Annotated in this window: 15 protein-coding genes; 7 read left to right on the forward strand and 8 right to left on the reverse strand. The window is 45.2% G+C overall.

The window, feature by feature from the left end; all coding sequences use genetic code 11:
• The first annotated feature begins 134 nt into the window (after positions 1-134).
• Both DXD68_RS21970 and DXD68_RS21975 read left to right on the forward strand, forming a co-directional pair.
• Positions 135-3,044 carry a sugar phosphate isomerase/epimerase family protein gene (locus DXD68_RS21970; RefSeq protein ID WP_122363604.1) on the forward strand — a complete coding sequence of 970 codons (2,910 nt, stop codon included), beginning with the start codon at positions 135-137 and terminating at the stop codon, positions 3,042-3,044.
• Positions 3,026-6,487: an SUMF1/EgtB/PvdO family nonheme iron enzyme gene (locus DXD68_RS21975; protein WP_122363605.1), complete on the forward strand. Its 3,462-nt coding sequence runs from the start codon at positions 3,026-3,028 to the stop codon at positions 6,485-6,487. The genes DXD68_RS21970 and DXD68_RS21975 overlap by 19 nt, the downstream gene beginning before the upstream one ends.
• 99 nt (positions 6,488-6,586) lie before the next feature.
• Here DXD68_RS21975 and DXD68_RS21980 read toward each other — a convergent pair whose 3' ends face one another.
• From DXD68_RS21980 to DXD68_RS21990, 3 genes are all read right to left on the reverse strand, one after another.
• Positions 6,587-7,282 (reverse strand): SIR2 family NAD-dependent protein deacylase, encoded by a 696-nt coding sequence (locus DXD68_RS21980; protein ID WP_122363606.1) that lies wholly within the window; start codon positions 7,280-7,282, stop codon positions 6,587-6,589.
• A 47-nt stretch (positions 7,283-7,329) separates the two neighbouring features.
• Positions 7,330-8,799, reverse strand: a complete 1,470-nt coding sequence (locus tag DXD68_RS21985) for a glycoside hydrolase family 125 protein (protein WP_122363607.1) — start codon at positions 8,797-8,799, stop codon at positions 7,330-7,332.
• A 201-nt stretch (positions 8,800-9,000) separates the two neighbouring features.
• The gene (locus tag DXD68_RS21990) at positions 9,001-9,327 is read right to left on the reverse strand and encodes a hypothetical protein (RefSeq protein WP_122363608.1); all 327 of its coding nucleotides are present in this window, start codon (positions 9,325-9,327) and stop codon (positions 9,001-9,003) included.
• Between the two features lie 288 nt (positions 9,328-9,615).
• Between DXD68_RS21990 and DXD68_RS21995 the strand changes: the two genes are divergently transcribed.
• From DXD68_RS21995 to DXD68_RS22010, 4 genes are read left to right on the forward strand one after another with little or no spacing between them, the layout of a single operon-like run.
• A complete protein-coding gene (locus tag DXD68_RS21995; RefSeq protein WP_122363609.1) occupies positions 9,616-10,539 on the forward strand; it encodes a metal ABC transporter solute-binding protein, Zn/Mn family in 924 nt (307 codons plus the stop codon).
• Positions 10,523-11,281, forward strand: coding sequence for a metal ABC transporter ATP-binding protein (locus DXD68_RS22000; protein ID WP_122363610.1), 759 nt, complete (start codon positions 10,523-10,525; stop codon positions 11,279-11,281). Before DXD68_RS21995 ends, DXD68_RS22000 begins: the two co-directional genes overlap by 17 nt.
• Positions 11,282-11,292: 11 nt before the next feature.
• On the forward strand, positions 11,293-11,499 hold the full coding sequence (locus DXD68_RS22005) for a hypothetical protein (protein WP_122355819.1): 207 nt from the start codon (positions 11,293-11,295) through the stop codon (positions 11,497-11,499).
• A 3-nt stretch (positions 11,500-11,502) separates the two neighbouring features.
• Positions 11,503-12,510: an NAD-dependent epimerase/dehydratase family protein gene (locus DXD68_RS22010; RefSeq protein ID WP_122363611.1), complete on the forward strand. Its 1,008-nt coding sequence runs from the start codon at positions 11,503-11,505 to the stop codon at positions 12,508-12,510.
• 38 nt (positions 12,511-12,548) lie between these two features.
• Here the strand turns inward: DXD68_RS22010 and DXD68_RS22015 are convergent, their stop codons facing one another.
• The 5 genes from DXD68_RS22015 to dusB all read right to left on the reverse strand — a co-directional run bounded on the left by DXD68_RS22015 (position 12,549) and on the right by dusB (position 17,347).
• A complete protein-coding gene (locus DXD68_RS22015; protein ID WP_122363612.1) occupies positions 12,549-13,352 on the reverse strand; it encodes a GIN domain-containing protein in 804 nt (267 codons plus the stop codon).
• A gap of 9 nt (positions 13,353-13,361) precedes the next feature.
• The gene (locus DXD68_RS22020; protein WP_122363613.1) at positions 13,362-14,147 is read right to left on the reverse strand and encodes a head GIN domain-containing protein; all 786 of its coding nucleotides are present in this window, start codon (positions 14,145-14,147) and stop codon (positions 13,362-13,364) included.
• 220 nt (positions 14,148-14,367) lie between these two features.
• Positions 14,368-15,192 (reverse strand): head GIN domain-containing protein, encoded by an 825-nt coding sequence (locus DXD68_RS22025; RefSeq protein WP_122363614.1) that lies wholly within the window; start codon positions 15,190-15,192, stop codon positions 14,368-14,370.
• 25 nt (positions 15,193-15,217) lie between these two features.
• Positions 15,218-16,030 carry a head GIN domain-containing protein gene (locus tag DXD68_RS22030; protein ID WP_122363615.1) on the reverse strand — a complete coding sequence of 271 codons (813 nt, stop codon included), beginning with the start codon at positions 16,028-16,030 and terminating at the stop codon, positions 15,218-15,220.
• 327 nt (positions 16,031-16,357) lie between these two features.
• Positions 16,358-17,347 (reverse strand): tRNA dihydrouridine synthase DusB, encoded by a 990-nt coding sequence (gene dusB / locus DXD68_RS22035; protein WP_122363616.1) that lies wholly within the window; start codon positions 17,345-17,347, stop codon positions 16,358-16,360.
• A gap of 169 nt (positions 17,348-17,516) precedes the next feature.
• Here dusB and DXD68_RS22040 point away from each other — a divergent pair, with 169 nt between their 5' ends.
• Entirely contained in the window at positions 17,517-17,873 is a 357-nt protein-coding gene (locus DXD68_RS22040; RefSeq protein WP_122363617.1) for a BlaI/MecI/CopY family transcriptional regulator, read from the forward strand.
• Positions 17,874-17,880: the final 7 nt, after the last annotated feature.

The following is a 17,880-nucleotide window of genomic DNA, read 5'->3' on the forward strand; positions in this document are numbered from 1 at the left end:
ATTTATTAGTTTGTAAACTTTTTTATGAACGAAAAGTTACCAAATCTCAAAATATTAACAGATCTTTGTTGCGATAAGAAATGATCGGCTTATCAGTTGTCAACTTGTTAACGCAACAGCAATAATAAATACTTATGAAAAAGATTCTTATACTTATTGTTTTGTTGGGAGTGCTGTATCCTGACCGACTGCTTGCACAGAATAGTATCAAGCTGTATCCTTATCAAATGACTCCGTCTCATCATCCCGATTATCAACGTCATCATGTGAAATCGCCGGATGCCTCTTTCTTTAATGACAAAATTCAGTTTATAGCCCTTCGTGATCTTTCCGGGGATTACAAGCAAAAGCTCGATCAATGGGTGGTGAAAGATAAACTAGGGGATATCCTGTGGGTTTCCTATCCGTTGGTTTTTCAGGATAATCTGAAAGAGATCGTTGCCGAGATCAAGAAAAGGAACCTCTATCTGTTTGACCTGTGGGGATATATTCCCGGTTCCGGTCCTGGCGGATACTGGACCCAGTTCGTTATTCCGGATGGCGTACTGAACCTTTTTGAAACAGAGCTGGGTGACCGTTGGCTGGGTATGGACAATGGTGAACAGGATGGCCGTTATGTCGGTAGTTTTGCTCCTCGTATGTATCCTTTGGGGACAGACCGCAAACAACAATATTTTAATTTCCAGCGTCATTTTCAAGAAATGGGCGATCAGTTGGGAAACAAAATGGCGACGCTTGTTTCTCTGAATTTCGGACATTATTTTCTGAAAGAAGGCGTTTATACCCTGATCGGAGCCGAGACGGCGCAGGGATTGCCTAACTCGCAGATCTATTATTCATTTATCCGTGGAGCCGGGAAACAGTATGGCGTAAACTGGTTCGGTAATGCTTCCGTATGGAACCGATGGGGACATAAGACATACGATTCGAACGCGACCAATATCGATGATGATTACAATAGTGGAGGCCCGTTGAAAGGAACCTCTCTCGGATTGCTCAAGCGTTTGATCTATACCCATTTGATGTATGATTGTGTGGCTGTCGGTTTTGAAGGGGCTATGCGGGTCGACGATAAGAAACTCAGCCCTATCGGAAAGATACAGCAGAGTGCGGTTAAATGGGTGGACAAATACGGTGATCCGGGTACGATGTACACACCGGTAGCATTGATGACCGATTTCTTTTCCGGCTGGTCATTCCCGCGCCATTTATATTCGAGGCAGGCCTATAAAGTGTGGGGCAATCTGCCTTACGAGCTGCCGGATTATCAGACGGATGCCATGCTCGATATTCTGTATCCGGGTTATCAGGATGCTTCCTATTATAAAGATGAAAGAGGCTTTATCACTCCGAATCCTTACGGAGATATTGCCGACTGTCTGATGAGTGATGCCCCGCTGTGGGTATTGAAACAATATCCGGTATTGGTCATTGCCGATGAACTGCGTCCGGGGCAGGAGATTAATGATAAATTGAATGCCTATGTACATGCAGGCGGTCATTTGGTCATTACGGCCGGTTCATTGAAGAACATGCCGGATGGAATAGCCGGTATCCGTACCGGAGAAAGGACAAAGGTATGTACTGCACCGATCACATATAAAGGTGAGTCATTCAAGGAGCGTGCTCCTTACACATTAGCCGAATTAATCTATCCGGCTTCCGCCACTGTATTGCAAAAAAGTAATGAACTTCCGGCTGCCATCGAACTGAATGCCGGCAAAGGAAAAGTAACAGTGCTCGCTTCTCCGTATGGTGTTACGGAGCAACCACAATGTGAATTGCCTGTAAAGGTGATGGAAGAAAAGCCGTTGGATAAACCTTATCCTATACTGAACCATACGAAAGCACTGATGGAAGATATTTTTGCCTCTGTGCAACTGTTTGAGACCAATCCGGAGTTAAGTCTTGTGACTTGTTCCAGAGGAAATGGCGAATATACAGTTTTGATTTCCAATGAATCCTGGGAACCGAAAGTGTTTTCGATTGGTACAAAGACAGGCAAAATTGTCTCTATCAAAGAATTACCAACTGATTGCTCGGAGATGCAGGCTGTAGGCTATACACCTAAGGTGATGCTGAACACATCGTTTGGTAAAAACACAGCCCATACGATAGCCGGTGGAAATGTCCGTATTTTCCGTGTCCGCCTGGATGATAAGGCAGATGTGACGGTTATGCCGGAAAGTACTCCGGTTCCGAATACGACCGGACGGGCGCTTGTGCTGCGTAATATTTTGGATGTGAAGGAAGAAATCCTTTCACGCCCGACATTCTTCGAACATTATGACCGTGTCGTGATCGACTGGCGTTATCTGCATAATCGGGAAAAAAAGGCTTTGAAACAGGAAGCCGGCTGGCTGGGACGGCAGAAACTGAAAATGACGGTCGATCTGACTTCGGGGCTAAACTTGTATCCGGATTTGAGAATTGTAAATAATGATCCTCCTTTCTATCAGAAGAGTATGGAGGTGATGAAAGGTGTCATCGATAAGATGGAGATACTGGGAGCCGACGAATTATTGATTTCTACCCAGCGGACCATCGAAAATAATTATACGATGGAACAGTTCTATGCTTCGCTGAAAGAATCCTTCCAGGTATTATCTGATTATGCGGCAAAGAAAAATATCCGTTTATTGTTGAGACAGTCCGTCGCACGTACGCCTGATACGATAGAAGGACTTCAGAAGCTGGTAGGGGAGGTAAACCGTCCGAACTTTACCCTGACACCGGCTCTGTCGTTGCTGTTGAATAATGAAGCCGGTCTGGATGCAGATTTGAATCGCCTGAAACAAATGGAGATCAAAGATATTCTTATTTCCGCACCGGAAAAGGATATTCATGATCAATTGTGGAATACCAATGCTCCGATATATAAATCCGATAAAGCAACACTTATCCGTAAAATACTGGCTGCATTCCCGCAGGCGAATTATATTATGGATGGTCTGTATGCTTCGCAGGATGAAGAGTATTTGGATGGAAAAGCGATGGACGAATTTGTTACTAAAAATAATCATCTATGTGGAAAAAATTATTGATTACAGGATGTGTGACCTTCAGCTTGCTGAGTGGAGGGATGCTATCCGCACAACCCAGTTGTGAGACTAAGGAGGAGGTTACCTCCGAACAACTTGACAGGACCCAAAAGGGACTGGTTGCCATGATGAAGGAGTTAAAGAATGACTCTTATTTTCAGACAGAGCTGGATAAGGCTGCTGTCCTGGCAAGTCCATCCGGGCGAATGGCGGCTTATAAGGATTTGGCAGCCCGCTTACTGTCTGTTTTGGAGATACAGGCTGAGCTGGAATGGATGAAGCCGGAAGCCATTCAGGAGGCTTTAGGTATCATGAAAAAAAGTTCCGGATTTGATGCAGCATTGGCGGATAAACGCTTCGGTGAATTGAAATCATTGCTGGCTGGTGGTTTTGACGGTATTTATACCGGAGATACTCAGGCTATCGACAAGGCAAATAAAGCATTGACTTTAAAACGAAAGTTGATGCTGATGAGCCCGGATGTGAATGTCGACAAAATGTTGACGGTTAAGTTCGATTTGGGAGAAAGAGCTAATTTCGTTGGAGCAGGTAGTTTGGGTATCCAGCCGAATAACTGGTCGAATCTGAGTTCTGCCAGCCGTAAGAACTTTAAGGCCCAACTGGTTGAAGTGTCCGGTCTGCAAAGTGGCGAATTGAACGAGAAAGTACTTTATAAACCGGCAGTCGAAGGTTCTTCCGTTACTGACCTGGTATTGAACTGGGACGGAAAACGTTTGATGTTTACCGCTTTGGATACGACAAGGAGATGGCAGGTACATGAATTGGATATCAACAACGGAGAAGCTAAACAGATTACTAATATCCTGGAACCGGATCTGGAATTTTTTGATGCCACTTATCTGCCTGACGGACGTATGCTGGCGATTTCCAATATTGGTTATCAGGGAGTACCTTGTGTAAACGGTAGTGATGCGGTAGGTAATATGGTGTTGTATAATCCGGATAATGGAGATATGCGCCGTTTGACTTTTGACCAAGATGCGAACTGGCATCCGGTAGTGATGGCAAACGGAAAAGTAATGTACGTCCGTTGGGAATATACCGACCTGACACACTATTTCTCCCGTATCGTTATGCATATGAATCCGGACGGGACGGAGCAGAAGTCACTGTATGGCAGCGGTTCCATGTTCCCGAACAGTATTTTCGACGTGCAACCGTTGCCGAAGCGTACCAACCGTTTCGTCGGAGTTATCTCCGGCCATCATGGAGTAGCACGTTCCGGTCGTCTGATGATCTTTGATCCGGCAAAGAGCCGTAAGGAAGAAAAGGGAATGATCCAGGAATTGCCTTTCCGTGGTCGTCCGATTATTCCGGAAGTAAAAGATGAACTGGTGAACGGCGTATGGCCGCAGTTTATTAAACCGTATCCGCTGACGGACGAGACATTTCTCGTAACAGCCAAATTGTCTCCGTATAGCCGCTGGGGTGTTTACCTGGTGGATATTTACGATAACTTGACATTGGTTGCCAATGCGGATGATGCCGGTATGATCTATTCCGTTCCGGTAAAGAGTACACCGGTTCCTCCGGCTATTCCGGATCGTATCAAACCGAATGAAAAGGAAGCGACTGTATTTATTCAGGACATTTATGAAGGAGAAGGATTGAGAGGCGTGCCTCGCGGGGAGATCAAGTCGTTCCGTGTCTATGCTTATGAGTATGCTTATCGCCGGACATTGTCCGATCATTATAACCATGGTATTCAGGCAGGATGGGATATCAAACGCCTGCTGGGGACTGTCCCGGTGGAAGAAGACGGCTCTGCTATTTTTAAGATTCCGGCCAATACGCCTGTTTCCTTGCAGCCGTTGGATAAAGACGGACGTGCCGTACAATGGATGCGTAGCTGGCTGACCGGTATGCCGGGCGAAGTCGTTTCGTGTGTCGGTTGCCACGAAGACCAGAATACGATCCCCGTTCCGAAGCGGGTGCAGGCTTCTACCCGTAAACCTCATGAACTGACGATTGCCGACGGCGGAGTCCGTTCATATGCGTTCAAATATGAGATTCAGCCGATACTGGATCGTGCCTGCGTAGCTTGTCACGACGGTAGCAAAGCCGGACGCCCGAACTTTAAGGATACGACATCTGTAGGTATTACCGACTGGAGCGGTACACGTTATTTTCAGAAGAGTTATCTGGCTTTCCATCCTTACGTGAACCGACAGGGACCGGAAGCGGATATGTATGTTATGAGCCCGTATGAATATCATGCTTCTACCAGTGAGATTGTCCGTATGTTGGAACGGGGTCATTATAATGTGAAACTGACTGACAGTGAATGGGATCATCTGACTACGTGGATCGATATGAATGCATCCGGACGCGGTGAGTTCGATGCGGATCCGCTGAATGGCTACGACCAGTATGAACGTCGTATTGAACTGACTAATAAATATGCGAACAATGCCGGTGTGGACTGGCGCAAAGAGTTGGCTGATTATGCTTCTTATCTGAAGGGCAAAGGGGAAATCCGTCCGGAAATGCCGGAAAAGATGGCTCCGGTAAAGCATAAAGAGGTAAAGATGAAAGGCTGGCCGTTGACGACTGAAGATATTCAGAATCTGTTGTCAAAGGAAACAGGACTTCGGAAAGAGATTGAAGTGGCTGATGGCGTAAAGATCACTTTCGTACGCGTACCTGCCGGTAAGTTTGTGATGGGAACGAATGACGGTTATCCGGATCAGGCTCCTGCATTCAAGGCCGAAGTAAAGAAGGGTTTCTGGATGTCGGAAAAAGAGTTGACCAACGAACAGTATAATGCGTTGGTTCCGGAGCATGACAGTCGTATCTATGCACAGTTTTGGAAAGATCATACAACTCCTGGTTATCCGGCCAATAAGCCCAACCAGCCGGTTATCCGTGTCAGCTACGAAGAAGCTATGAAGTATTGCGATATGCTTTCAGAAAAGACCGGATTGAAGGTGACGCTTCCGACAGAAGTGCAGTGGGAGTGGGCTTGTCGTGGTGGTAGTGACCAGCCGTTCTGGTATGGTGCGATGGATGCAAACTTCGGTCCTTATGAGAACCTGGCGGATGTTCAGTTGGAAAAGATGGCGGTGACGGGTATCGATCCGCAGCCGATGGCAAAGGATAATCCCTGGTTCCCGTATTACAACTATCTGCCGAAAGTTGAGACGGTCAATGATGGAATGATGATTCCGACCGACGAATATAACTATAAGCCGAATCCGTTCGGACTGATCAACATGCATGGTAACCTGCAGGAATGGACTCGTTCGCTGTATGCTCCTTATCCTTACAGCGAAAAATCCCAGGCGACAGCCGATACCCGTCAGGTCGTGGCCCGCGGCGGTTCATGGGTTGACCGTCCGAAAGATGCTACAGCAACTGCACGCCGTGTTTATCTGCCCTGGCAGCGCGTTAATAATGTGGGGCTTCGCCTGATCATTGAGGACTGAAAATAAAAGATATATCTTTTGCAAACAAAATAAGGAACTTTCATCAACGAAAGTTCCTTATTTTGTTTGCAAAGCACCTATGCTTTTTTTATGCAGCTGTTATTTGTTCTGTAATAATATGTTTGTAAGTTCTTTAACGCCTTCGGAAGCTCCTTTCCGGATAAAGTGGATATCGTTGCGATAGGCTTTTACTTCTTTGGGGTCTATCAGGTAAATAGGCTGGCCGCGGCGTACGTAATTCAGTAATCCAGCAGCCGGGTAAACGTTGAGGGAGGTGCCTATCACGACAAAGATATCGCACGATTCGACCATACGGATAGCCGGGTCGATCATTGGGACTGCCTCGCCGAACCAGACAATGAAAGGGCGGAGCTGCACGCCATGAGGGTCTTTATCCCCGATATGGATATCCGGATTTTCCGGAGAAAGATCGTAGGTCGTATTCAAATCGCGTACGGAACAGGCTTTCATCAGTTCGCCGTGCAGATGGATCACGTCGCTACTTCCTGCCTGTTCGTGCAGATTATCGATATTTTGTGTAATGATATGCACCTCGAAGTCTTTTTCCAGTTCTGCCAGTCCGATATGTCCGGCATTCGGCTGGGTGTTCAGCAGTTCCCTGCGTCGCTGGTTGTAAAAGTTGAGGACTAATTCCGGATTGGCAGCAAACCCTTCGGGTGTCGCCACATCTTCCACCCGGTATTTTTCCCAAAGCCCGTCTGAATCGCGGAAAGTGGAAATACCGCTTTCGGCACTCATACCGGCGCCGGTCAAAACGACTAATTTCTTTTTCATAAGGCAATCGTTCTATATCAATATCAGCAAAGATATGTGTTATGGGTTTATCCCAGATTGTTCAGTATATCTGTCTTTCCTTCTTGTACCAGGCGGTAAATCATTTCACCGAACAGAGTATTTACCCAGGCAAACCAGGAACGGGTGAACTTCTTAGGATCGTCTTTGTGGAACGATTCGTGCATGAAGCCGGTATCTCCGTCTGTGTCGCGGAGCATTTTTACGCAATGGCGTATTTCTTCGTTGTCGCTGGTGGTGTTACAGCGCATGATGATGCTCATCGGCCAGATATAGTTGAAGCCGATATGCGGACCACCGATGCCTTCACCGGCTTTTCCCTTGTAGAAATAAGGGTTCATCGGGCTTAAAACCAGTTTACGGGTATTCTGGTAAACCGGATCATTCACGTCGATACAACCCAGGTAAGGCATAGCCAGCAGGCTGGGGACATTGGCATCATCCATAAATACATGGTTATAGAAACCGTCTGCTTCGAAAGCATATACTTTGCCGAATTCCGGATGCTCGACAATTCCGTATTTCTCGATGGCAGCAGCTACTTCGTCGGCCAATGAGTCGCACTGACGGGCAAAGTCGTTATCCTTTTTGATGTCGCGCATCATCTCTGCCAGCTGGCGGAGTGAAGTGACAGCAAACATATTCGACGGGATCAGGAAGCCGAACAAGGTGGCATCGTCAGACGGACGGAAAGATGACACGATCAGTCCGACAGGATTTACCGGACTTCCGTAACCGTCGTTCAGAAGCGTATCCCCCTGGCGGTCTGTCTTACGTGAGAAACGGTACGGACCGAGACTGTCTTTGCGTTGTTGTTCGATGAATGTTTTGTAGACAGTCTTCATAGCCTTGTCCCATTCAGCATCGAAAGGAGAGATGTCGCCGGTCTTCTTCCAGAAATGGTAAGCCAGACGGATCGGGTAACAGAGCGAGTCGATTTCCCATTTGCGTTCGTGAAGCTCTTTTTTCATGGCTGTCCGGTCCTTTTCCCAAGGGCTGCCGTCGGGACCTTCGTTGAAGCCGTTGGCATACGGGTCGATGTTAATGCACCAGGTCTGACGGTTGATAACACCTGCCAGCATGGTTTTTACCGCCGGATCTTCGTTGGCGAATTGAATATGCGGGAAAACTTGTGCCGACGAGTCGCGCAGCCACATGGCGTGGATGTCACCTGTAAGGACGAACGTGTCGGGCTTGCCGTTTATCATCTTATGCTCGCAAGTCGTATCGAGTGTATTGGGAAAGCAGTTTTCGAACATCCAAGCCAGTTTCGGATCTTTCAGCTGTGCTTTGGTAGTCTGGATAGCCTTTTCGACAGCAGTGGATGTAAACTGCCGCTTTTCCGGTGCCGGACGTTGACACGTGTACTGTAATGTGTTAGATGCAAGAGATGCTCCGGAGGTAGCCGACTCTGTTAAATGGGCGAACGATTTCTGCCCGACCAATAGACCTGCCAGCGACAGACCTCCGGATTTTAAAAAGTTTCTACGTGTAGTCATGGGTTTATATGTTTTATTGATTGTTATTTGTATCCGTCAAATGACATTGAATCATTGAATTGGCGGGTAAAAATAAGCATCTTTTCCATTAAAACCAGTACATTCCCGTAAAAATATTATAACCACCTTTCTCTGCACCTCCTTTTTCATTGCTGGGACTCAGCCGCTGACAACAGCGGTTACCGATAAATGAAATCCTGCTTATTGAAAATAGCTATGTTCTTTGATTACTACGCCTTTATCGTCGAAATACACTTTCTTGTCTTTTCCCTCACGCGTTTCCAGTATCACTTTATATTTTACATACGTGCTGTTGTTGGATACGTAAACCGATTTGATCCGACAATCCTGATAGACGTTATTTACTCCTTCCTGCAGTATTTGGGGAATGGCTGTAATGTCTATTTCGTAAAACTTATCCTGATTCTTCACTTCCGTTTTGCTATTATCAACTGTGTTTTGTGCTTGAATTTGTGACGTACATACGGAACACATGGCAATCGCTGCCATTAAAATAATCTTTTTCATACTTTTCTTTTTACTTAAAACCTAAAACTAATACCTATTTTGCCTTTTGCTCTTATTCTTCAATATCTGTGCCAAAAGGGACAGGAAAAGCCTATTTGGGAGCAAGTAACTGAAAATTAGAATTTATATATTGGAATAAGAACTCAGATAAAGAAGGTCCTGCCGTTGAAGGTGTGGAATTTTTCCATATTTATGTGACATATTCTACACAAGGACTGCCTTTCTTCTGAAATGCGGGAGAGTTTCAAAAAAATCGTATCTTTGTACGAATTGTGATAGAAATAAAAGATGAAACAAACGAGTATAATAATCACTATCTTCTCGATTCTGCTGTTGACGGCTTGTGTGACTAAACAGACGGATGAGAAAATTGTAACGGTTACGATCGAGCCCCAGCGTTATTTTGCAGAGCAGATTGCAGGGGATAAATTCAAGATCAATTGTGTGGTCCCTGCCGGGCAAAGTCCTGAAACATACGATCCTACTCCCCAGCAGATGATCCAGGTCGGCAGAAGTGTCGCATACCTGCAAATCGGACATATCGGTTTTGAGCTGGCGTGGATGGATAAGATACGTGAGAATAATCCGAAACTGACGTTCTTTGATACTTCGGAAGGGTTTAACCTGTTGAAAGAGACAGAGGAAGAACACGACCATGATCATGGTACACACGATCATGATGCCCATGCCGGAGAGGGAACGCATCACCATCATCATCACGGTGGCGTGGACCCGCATATCTGGAGCTCCATTGCCGGGGCTAAAGCGATTGCCTGGAATACATTGAACGCTTTTATCGCGTTGGATCCGGATAATACGGATTATTTCTGGCAGAATTATAATAAATTATCGGACGAGCTAGATAAAACGGATGCGGAGATCAAAAAACTGCTCGATCCGCTGACTGACCGTACATTTATTATTTACCATCCGGCACTGACCTATTTTGCGGGTGAGTTCGATCTCACGCAGCTTTGCATCGAGATGGATGGCAAAGAACCTTCGCCAGCCCAGTTGAAGCAACTGGTGGAAACGGCTCGTACCAATAATGCCCGTGTCGTATTTATCCAGCAGGAGTTCGACCAAAAGAATGCCGAACTGATTGCCAGGGAAACTGGTTGTAAACTGACGGTGATCAATCCGCTGGCTTATGACTGGCCTAAAGAAATGATTCATATAGCAAAAGCATTGGCAGATGGACAAGCTCATTGAAATAGATCATATAACAGCCGCTTATGGGAATAAGGTTGTTTTGAAAGATGTCTCCCTGACCGTGTGGAAGAATGATTTCCTGGGAATAATAGGACCTAACGGGGGAGGTAAGACTACTTTGCTGAAGGTGATCCTCGGATTGCTGCAGCCGGTATCCGGTGCCATCCGTTTCTTTCGGGACGGGACGGAAGTTTCTTCTTTACGGATCGGTTATCTGCCGCAGTTGAATAACATAGACCGTAAATTCCCTATCTCTGTCTGGGAGGTGGTCGCTTCGGGACTGGCAGCAGAAAAGCCCCGTTTCCGTTCGTATACGGACGCTCAGAAAAAGCGTATCGAAGAGGTGATCCATCAGATGGGATTGGAAGACCTGTACACCCGTTCGATCGGTGAGTTGTCGGGAGGACAGTTACAGCGTGTTTTGCTGGGACGTTCTATCGTTTCCCGTCCGCAGCTTCTGATCCTGGACGAACCGAATTCGTATGTCGATAAACGCTTTGAATCTCGTTTTTATCAGTTACTGGAGGAGATCAATAAAGAGAGTGCGATCATTCTGGTATCTCATGACATCGGAACGGTGCTGGCGATGGTCAAGAATATCGCCTGCGTGAACGAGACGTTGCACTATCATCCCGGCGCGGATGTATCCGAAGAATGGCTCGGTGAGAAATATGCCTGTCCGATCGAATTGATCGGGCATGGTAATTTGCCGCATCGCGTATTGAAAACACACGAACATTAATATTCTTTTCCATGTCGCACACACTTTGTTTAATCTCACTGCCGGAAATCGGGTTTATTGTCGGTATTGCCGTAATTCTGTTCGGATGCAAGGCGGTCATGCAGAATCCTTTTATCTCCCGCGGACAAAAAATCGTATGGATACTGATCATCGTTGTATTGAACTGGATCGGACTGTTATGGTATTACTATACCTATTATATGAAGAATAAAGACTAAGATATGAAGATATTGATTACAGGAGCAAGCGGATTTATCGGTGGCTTTTTGGTAAAAGAGGCGTTGCGCCGGGGATATGAGACGTGGGCAGGAATACGTGCTACGAGTAGTCGTGAGAACCTGCAGGATGAACGGATTCGTTTTATCGATCTGAAATATAATAACCGGGAGGCATTGACTGCCCAGTTGGCTGATTTTGCCCGTGAACAGGGAGGATGGGATTATGTAATCCACAACGCCGGACTGACCAAGACGTTGGATAAACGAAACTTCTTCCGTATTAATGCAGAGAATACGCAAAATCTGATAGAAGCATTGGCAGCAGCTGATTGCCAGCCGAAAAAATTCCTGTTGATGAGTAGCCTGAGCAGCTATGGACAGGGAGATGAAAAGACGTTCCGCCCGATCCGCCTGGATGATCCTCAGCGACCGGACACTGCTTACGGGCAGAGCAAGTTGGAGGCGGAGAACTTAGTGCGTAACCAATCCTATTTCCCTTATGTGATTCTGCGTCCGACCGGTGTGTATGGTCCCGGCGAGAAGGATTATTTTATGGAGATTAAGAGTGTGAAGTCCGGATTTGATTTTGCAGTGGGACATACTCCCCAGCGTATTACCTTTATTTATGTAAAAGACCTGGCACGGGTAGCTTTCCTGGCGTTGGAGAATGAAGCGATACGTAACCGGCATTATTTTGTCGCGGACGGAGATGTGCATACCGACGAATCCTTTGCCCGGATGATACAGGAGCTATTGGGCAAGAAGCATGTGCTGCATGCCCGTATCCCGTTGGGGCTGGTGAATGTGGCATGTCATTGTTCCGAATGGATCGGCAAGTTTTTGAATAAAGGTATGACATTGAATACTGATAAATATATCATCCTGAAACAGCGCAACTGGATTTGTGATGTCGCGCCGCTCCAGGATGAATTAGGTTTTACTCCTGAATATCCCTTGCGTAGAGGGTTGGAGGAAAGTCTTGAATGGTATCGGAAAGAGGGATGGCTATGATCCGTTGTTATCCGGTAAGGACCGGATAAACGGGTTGGTCAATCCACTTTCTTTACGGAACCTAATCCTGCTTTATCCACATTGACGGTAGGATCTCCTTTATATTTTACGGTTCCCATTCCGGCTATCTCGGCACTGATTTTATCTTTGGTATATGTTTCGATCGTTCCTTTACCTGCTATCTCGCATGATAAAGTCGAAAGTTCATAATCAAAAGCATGCACTTTACCCATGCCGGCAATCTCGAATTCAGCCTTTTCGCCCACCCCTTTCAGGTTGAATGTGCCTTTCCCGGCTATTTCACCTTTAAGTACTCTTGCATACAGGGCATCGGCGTTCAGTGTGCATTTGCCGGCTGTACCTATTTCCATTTGGTCGACGGTCACTGTATCTCTTAACTCTATTATCGTGCTGCCTGCCGTATTGAATTCTACTTTCTCACCGGATGCGAATTTACCATTCAGGTTAAATACTTTAATCCCGCTCATATCGGCTTTTTTCAATGAGGAGGAGTGCGTAGTGATCGTAAATTCGGTCGGGCGGAACCGGATCTGTTTCTTACCACGTTCTTTAGGACGGATAACTAGTTTCTCCCCATCTGTCTTAAATTCAAACAAATCGTAAATATTCTGGTCGACTGTGACAGTCAGCGTCGGAACCGACTCCTGCTGTGAATAATTGAATATGATTGAAGAGCCCTGCACATCAATTTCATCGAAATTGGTGATATCGATTGTCTGGGTAATTACGTTTCCATCACCTCTGACGGACGGCATGAAGATACATCCCAAAGTTAGCAACAGGATAACGGACAGTACAGATAAATAGAGTGTTTGTTTCATATCGTTTTATTATTTTACTTCTTCTACGGAGCCTTTGCCCAATACCTTCTGCTGAACAGCTGTCGGCCCTTTGTAACGGATCTTGCCTTTACCGACAATGTTTGCTTTCAGATTATTGGTGGGATGAACTTCCATCGAGCCGTTTCCTGTCATTTTACAGCTTAGCTCGGGTACGGCAACTCCGAAAGCCATGATCTCACCGCTGCTGGTGATACTGTATGCGCCCTCTTTGGCTTCTCCCTTTTTCAGGTTGATAGTGCCTGAGCCATTGATGCTGCATTCCAGTTTGTCAGTCTGCAGTTCGTTGATAACCATATTGGCGCTACCCGAAACATTCAGGTCGAGCTTGCCCATTTTTACCGGCTCTTTCAATTGAACCAAACAGTTGGAGTTTGCATTGATTTTTAATTCGTCCCCGGTCAGCAGACTGTTTACCATGAAGTTGGCATTACCTGAAGCTTTCACTTCCTTGAGCCATTTAGAGTTTGTCTTTACGATAAACTTGGTATAATGGTCTACTTTAGCCCCTTTGAAACCTACTGAGAGTTCCCGGTCTTTGATATTGATATTGACATATTCATGCAGGTTCTCATCTACAGTCACTTCAATATAGGGTGCTGCATCCGATTGTTCATAATTGAAATCGATTACCCCATCGATTTTGATTGAATTGTAATCATCAATAGTGATCTTTTTACTGGATAGTTTTCCGTTACCTTTTACGTGGTCTGCTGCCTGAGCAGTGAATAACAATCCCAATAACATGATAATAGATAATAAACCTTTTGTTCTCATAATTTATTTGTTTAGTATTGCCTTTCCTTATAATAGACGTATCTTTTATACGACAGGTTACAAAAATAGGAGTAATTTAATTCAACTCCTACATTTGTTAAACATTTATAGGGCATTAAACGATAGAATTTTGGTCTATAAAATAACCCGGAGATTATCTTTTCACCGTGCGACAGTGAAAAGTAATTCCGGGTTTTCCAACTCCCAATATATTGATTTCTTAGTTTGCCGGATCGATATCGCTGGAACCGCTGGAATGTTTCTTAACTTTTGGATTCCCTTTGTATTTGATGTCACTGCTTCCGGAAGCTGATGCATTCAAAGATTCCGTAACTGTGATAAAAATATCGCTGCTACCGCTTGCCGAACATTCCAATGTCTTCAAGGTGAAACCATACCCTTTTATATCGCTGCTACCGCTACAGTTGAATTTTCCCTCGTTTGCTTTCCCATTCAGGTACAGGTCGCTGGAGCCTGAAGAGCGGGCTTCTATTCTGTGACATTCCAGATCGCTTGTTTTCAGGTCACTGGCTCCGCTCAGGTTGATCTTGCATAAATTGGCTATGCGCATCGGTTTTTCCAGGTATACGTCACTGGCTCCGGATGCGTTGATTTCAATATTATCGCCTGATAATGAACTTTTCAGGATAAAATCGATACTGCTGGAAACTCCCAGTTTCTTTAATTCAGTAGAATGGGCTTCTATAGTCAATCTGCTGGGGATGATTTTGGTTCCTTTCTCTGTTTCTATTTTTAATATACCACTTTCTATTTTGAATTTGAGAAGTGGAAGTAGATTTTCATCTATCGTGATCTTTAGACCGGATTTTCCATTCTGTTGGGTATAATTAACTTGTGGAGATTTATTTTTTCCGGAGAAAAAGCTTCCGTTAATCTCGATGCCCTGGCCTACTATCAGACCGCTGTAATCGGCTATCTGTATTTCTTTGGTGATAATATTACCGTTCCCTTTGGTCTTTTGTGCGTAACAGCCGACCGTACCAAGTACTACTAATACGATGATGGCTAATGCTAATTTTTTCATGACATTTATTATTTAGTTTGTTCTTTTAATTTGCGTCTTTCAGTTTACCTGATCCGATGATACTTTTGCTGGTCGTCGGATTGCCTTTGTAATAGACATTGCCGCTACCCACAATGTTGGCCTCCAGCTGGTTTTTGGTGTAAGTCTGGATATTACCGCTACCGGCAATATTACATTCTGTTTTTTCTGTGATACAATCGAATGCTTTTATGTTGCCGCTTGCCGCCAGGTTGTATTCGGCACGGCTTGCTTTGCCTGTAATTCGGATCGCTCCGCTGCCCGCTAAACTGCATTCGATCGTATTCAGATTGATATCCGATGCAACGACGCTTCCTGAACTGGCTAGGTTGATCTCTATCTTGTTGCCTTCCGCCTTTTTCTTCAAAAGAATATTGCCGCTGCCAGCCATGTTGATCTCCAGCTTCTCTACATGTATCGGACTGGCAATAATGAAATCGCCAGAAGAGACTACGTTCAGCTCTTTTAGTTCGCGCGAGTTGCTGATGACCTTGAAAGTGGTCGGTCTCAGATTGTATGTATTACCGTTACGGCTGTTTTCTTTTACCTTTTTCGGGCCGACTTTCAGCTCTTTGCCGTCCACTTGCATTTGAAGCAGCGGAAGCAGGTTCTCGTCGATTTGCACTTCCAGGTAAGGAGCCGCGTCCGATTGTTCGTAAACGAATTCCATAACTCCGACTGTCGATATCTCGTTATAATCACTGATGGAAATTCTTTTTGTAATGACATTTCCGTTGCCGGACACTGTTTCTGTGGTGCGGGCAAATCCTGTCAGGGTAACCAGTAAACAAGCAATAAGGAGTGATACTTTTGTTTTCATCTAAATTGTTTTTAGTTCTTTATCTTATAAGACGAAGCTATCGGTGGAAAGGTTGCAGATTCAGTGAATTATTTTTCAAAAAAGAGAGGGTGCGCAAACAATAAAAAAACCGCGATCCGAAATAATAACGGATGCGGTCTTTTTGCTTCCCAACGAAGCAATCTCACGATTCCTCCTTTGCAAAGACTTGTTAACCTTAGATCTAAAATACTATGAAAAAAACTCGATGCAAATATAAGAGGAAATATATTATATGCAATGTTCTATTGTATCATTTTATTGTAATTTTGTCACTTTATGACGCAAAAGTTACATATTTTGAACGATTTATTCCGTGAGGCCGAACTTCTCTGTGATAGAATCCATTATGTCAAACAGTTCGGTAACCGTTTCCGCACGAAGCATAGCAACGCGTGTCGGTTTGAAATCGGAAATACCCTTGAACAGGGGAGTGGCTGCCAGGTGACGGCGGATGTGTAAAATGCCGCGTCGTTCGTCCAGTCTTTCCACACTTTGCATGACCTGTTGCTTGAGGATATCCAGATACCAGGAGAACTTCTCTTCCGGCAATGCTTCTCCGGTGGTCAGGTAATGTTTTACTTCACGGAATATCCAAGGACGTCCGATACTTCCGCGACCGATCATCACGCCGTCCACTCCGTAATCTTCGAAACGCTGTTTGCATATTTCTGCTGATGTCACGTCACCGTTTCCGATAATGGGAATATGCATGCGCGGATTCTTTTTCACTTCACCGATCAGTGTCCAGTCGGCTTCACCGGTGTACATCTGGGCACGGGTACGGCCATGGATGGAAAGGGCGGCGATACCGCAGTCCTGCAATTGTTCGGCAAGGTCGACAATGATCCTATTGTCTGCATCCCATCCCAGGCGGGTTTTTACTGTGACCGGAATATTAACGGCTTTCACTACCTCTTTCGTTATTTCCAGCATCAGGGGAATATTACGAAGCATACCTGCACCGGCCCCTTTGCCTGCCACTTTCTTTACCGGGCAGCCGAAGTTGATATCTAGTATGTCCGGACGGGCGGCTTCGCATATCCGGGCAGCTTCCACCATCGCTTCCACTTCTTTACCATATATCTGTATTGCTACCGGTCGTTCGTCCTCGGCAACGGTTAGTTTCTCCTGTGTCTTGTTCACGTTGCGGATCAGTGCATCGCTCGATACAAATTCCGTATATACCATGTCGGCACCGAAACGTTTACACATCAAACGGAAAGAGATGTCCGTCACATCTTCCATCGGTGCCAGGAATACCGGATGTTCACCTAAATCTATTGAGCTTATCTTCATACCTTCTTATTATAGACTGCAAAAGTACTGCTTTTTCCGCGAAGAATTATGATAGAATAGTCTCCAATATATAATCTACTACGTTTTATAGTAGATTAACTATGTTTTGTAGTTGTATTACTGGAAAATATAGTTATATTTGGGCATTCCTTTAATAAAACGACAGATTATGAAACGATTGACATCGAAAGAAGAAGAGATATTAGGCTATTTTTGGGCGAAAGGACCTTTGTTTGTCCGCGAATTGCTCGACTTGCAGGAAGAACCTAAGCCACATTACAACACGCTTTCCACCATTGTCCGTACCCTCGAAGAGAAAGGATATATCGGTTATAAAGCTTTTGGGAATACGCATCAGTATTATGCCCTGATCTCGGAAGACGAATACCGCAGGAAGACACTAAAGCAGGTTGTCAACAAGTATTTTGATAATTCTTATACCCGTGTCGTCTCTACGCTGATCGAGGAAGAGGCGTTGACACTGGATGAATTGCAGGAATTGATCCGACAGATCAAGAATAAATAAATGACCG

Origin of the sequence: Parabacteroides sp. TM07-1AC, assembly GCF_003480915.1 — a bacterium.
In the GTDB taxonomy this organism is placed as follows: Bacteria; Bacteroidota; Bacteroidia; order Bacteroidales; family Tannerellaceae; genus Parabacteroides; species Parabacteroides chongii.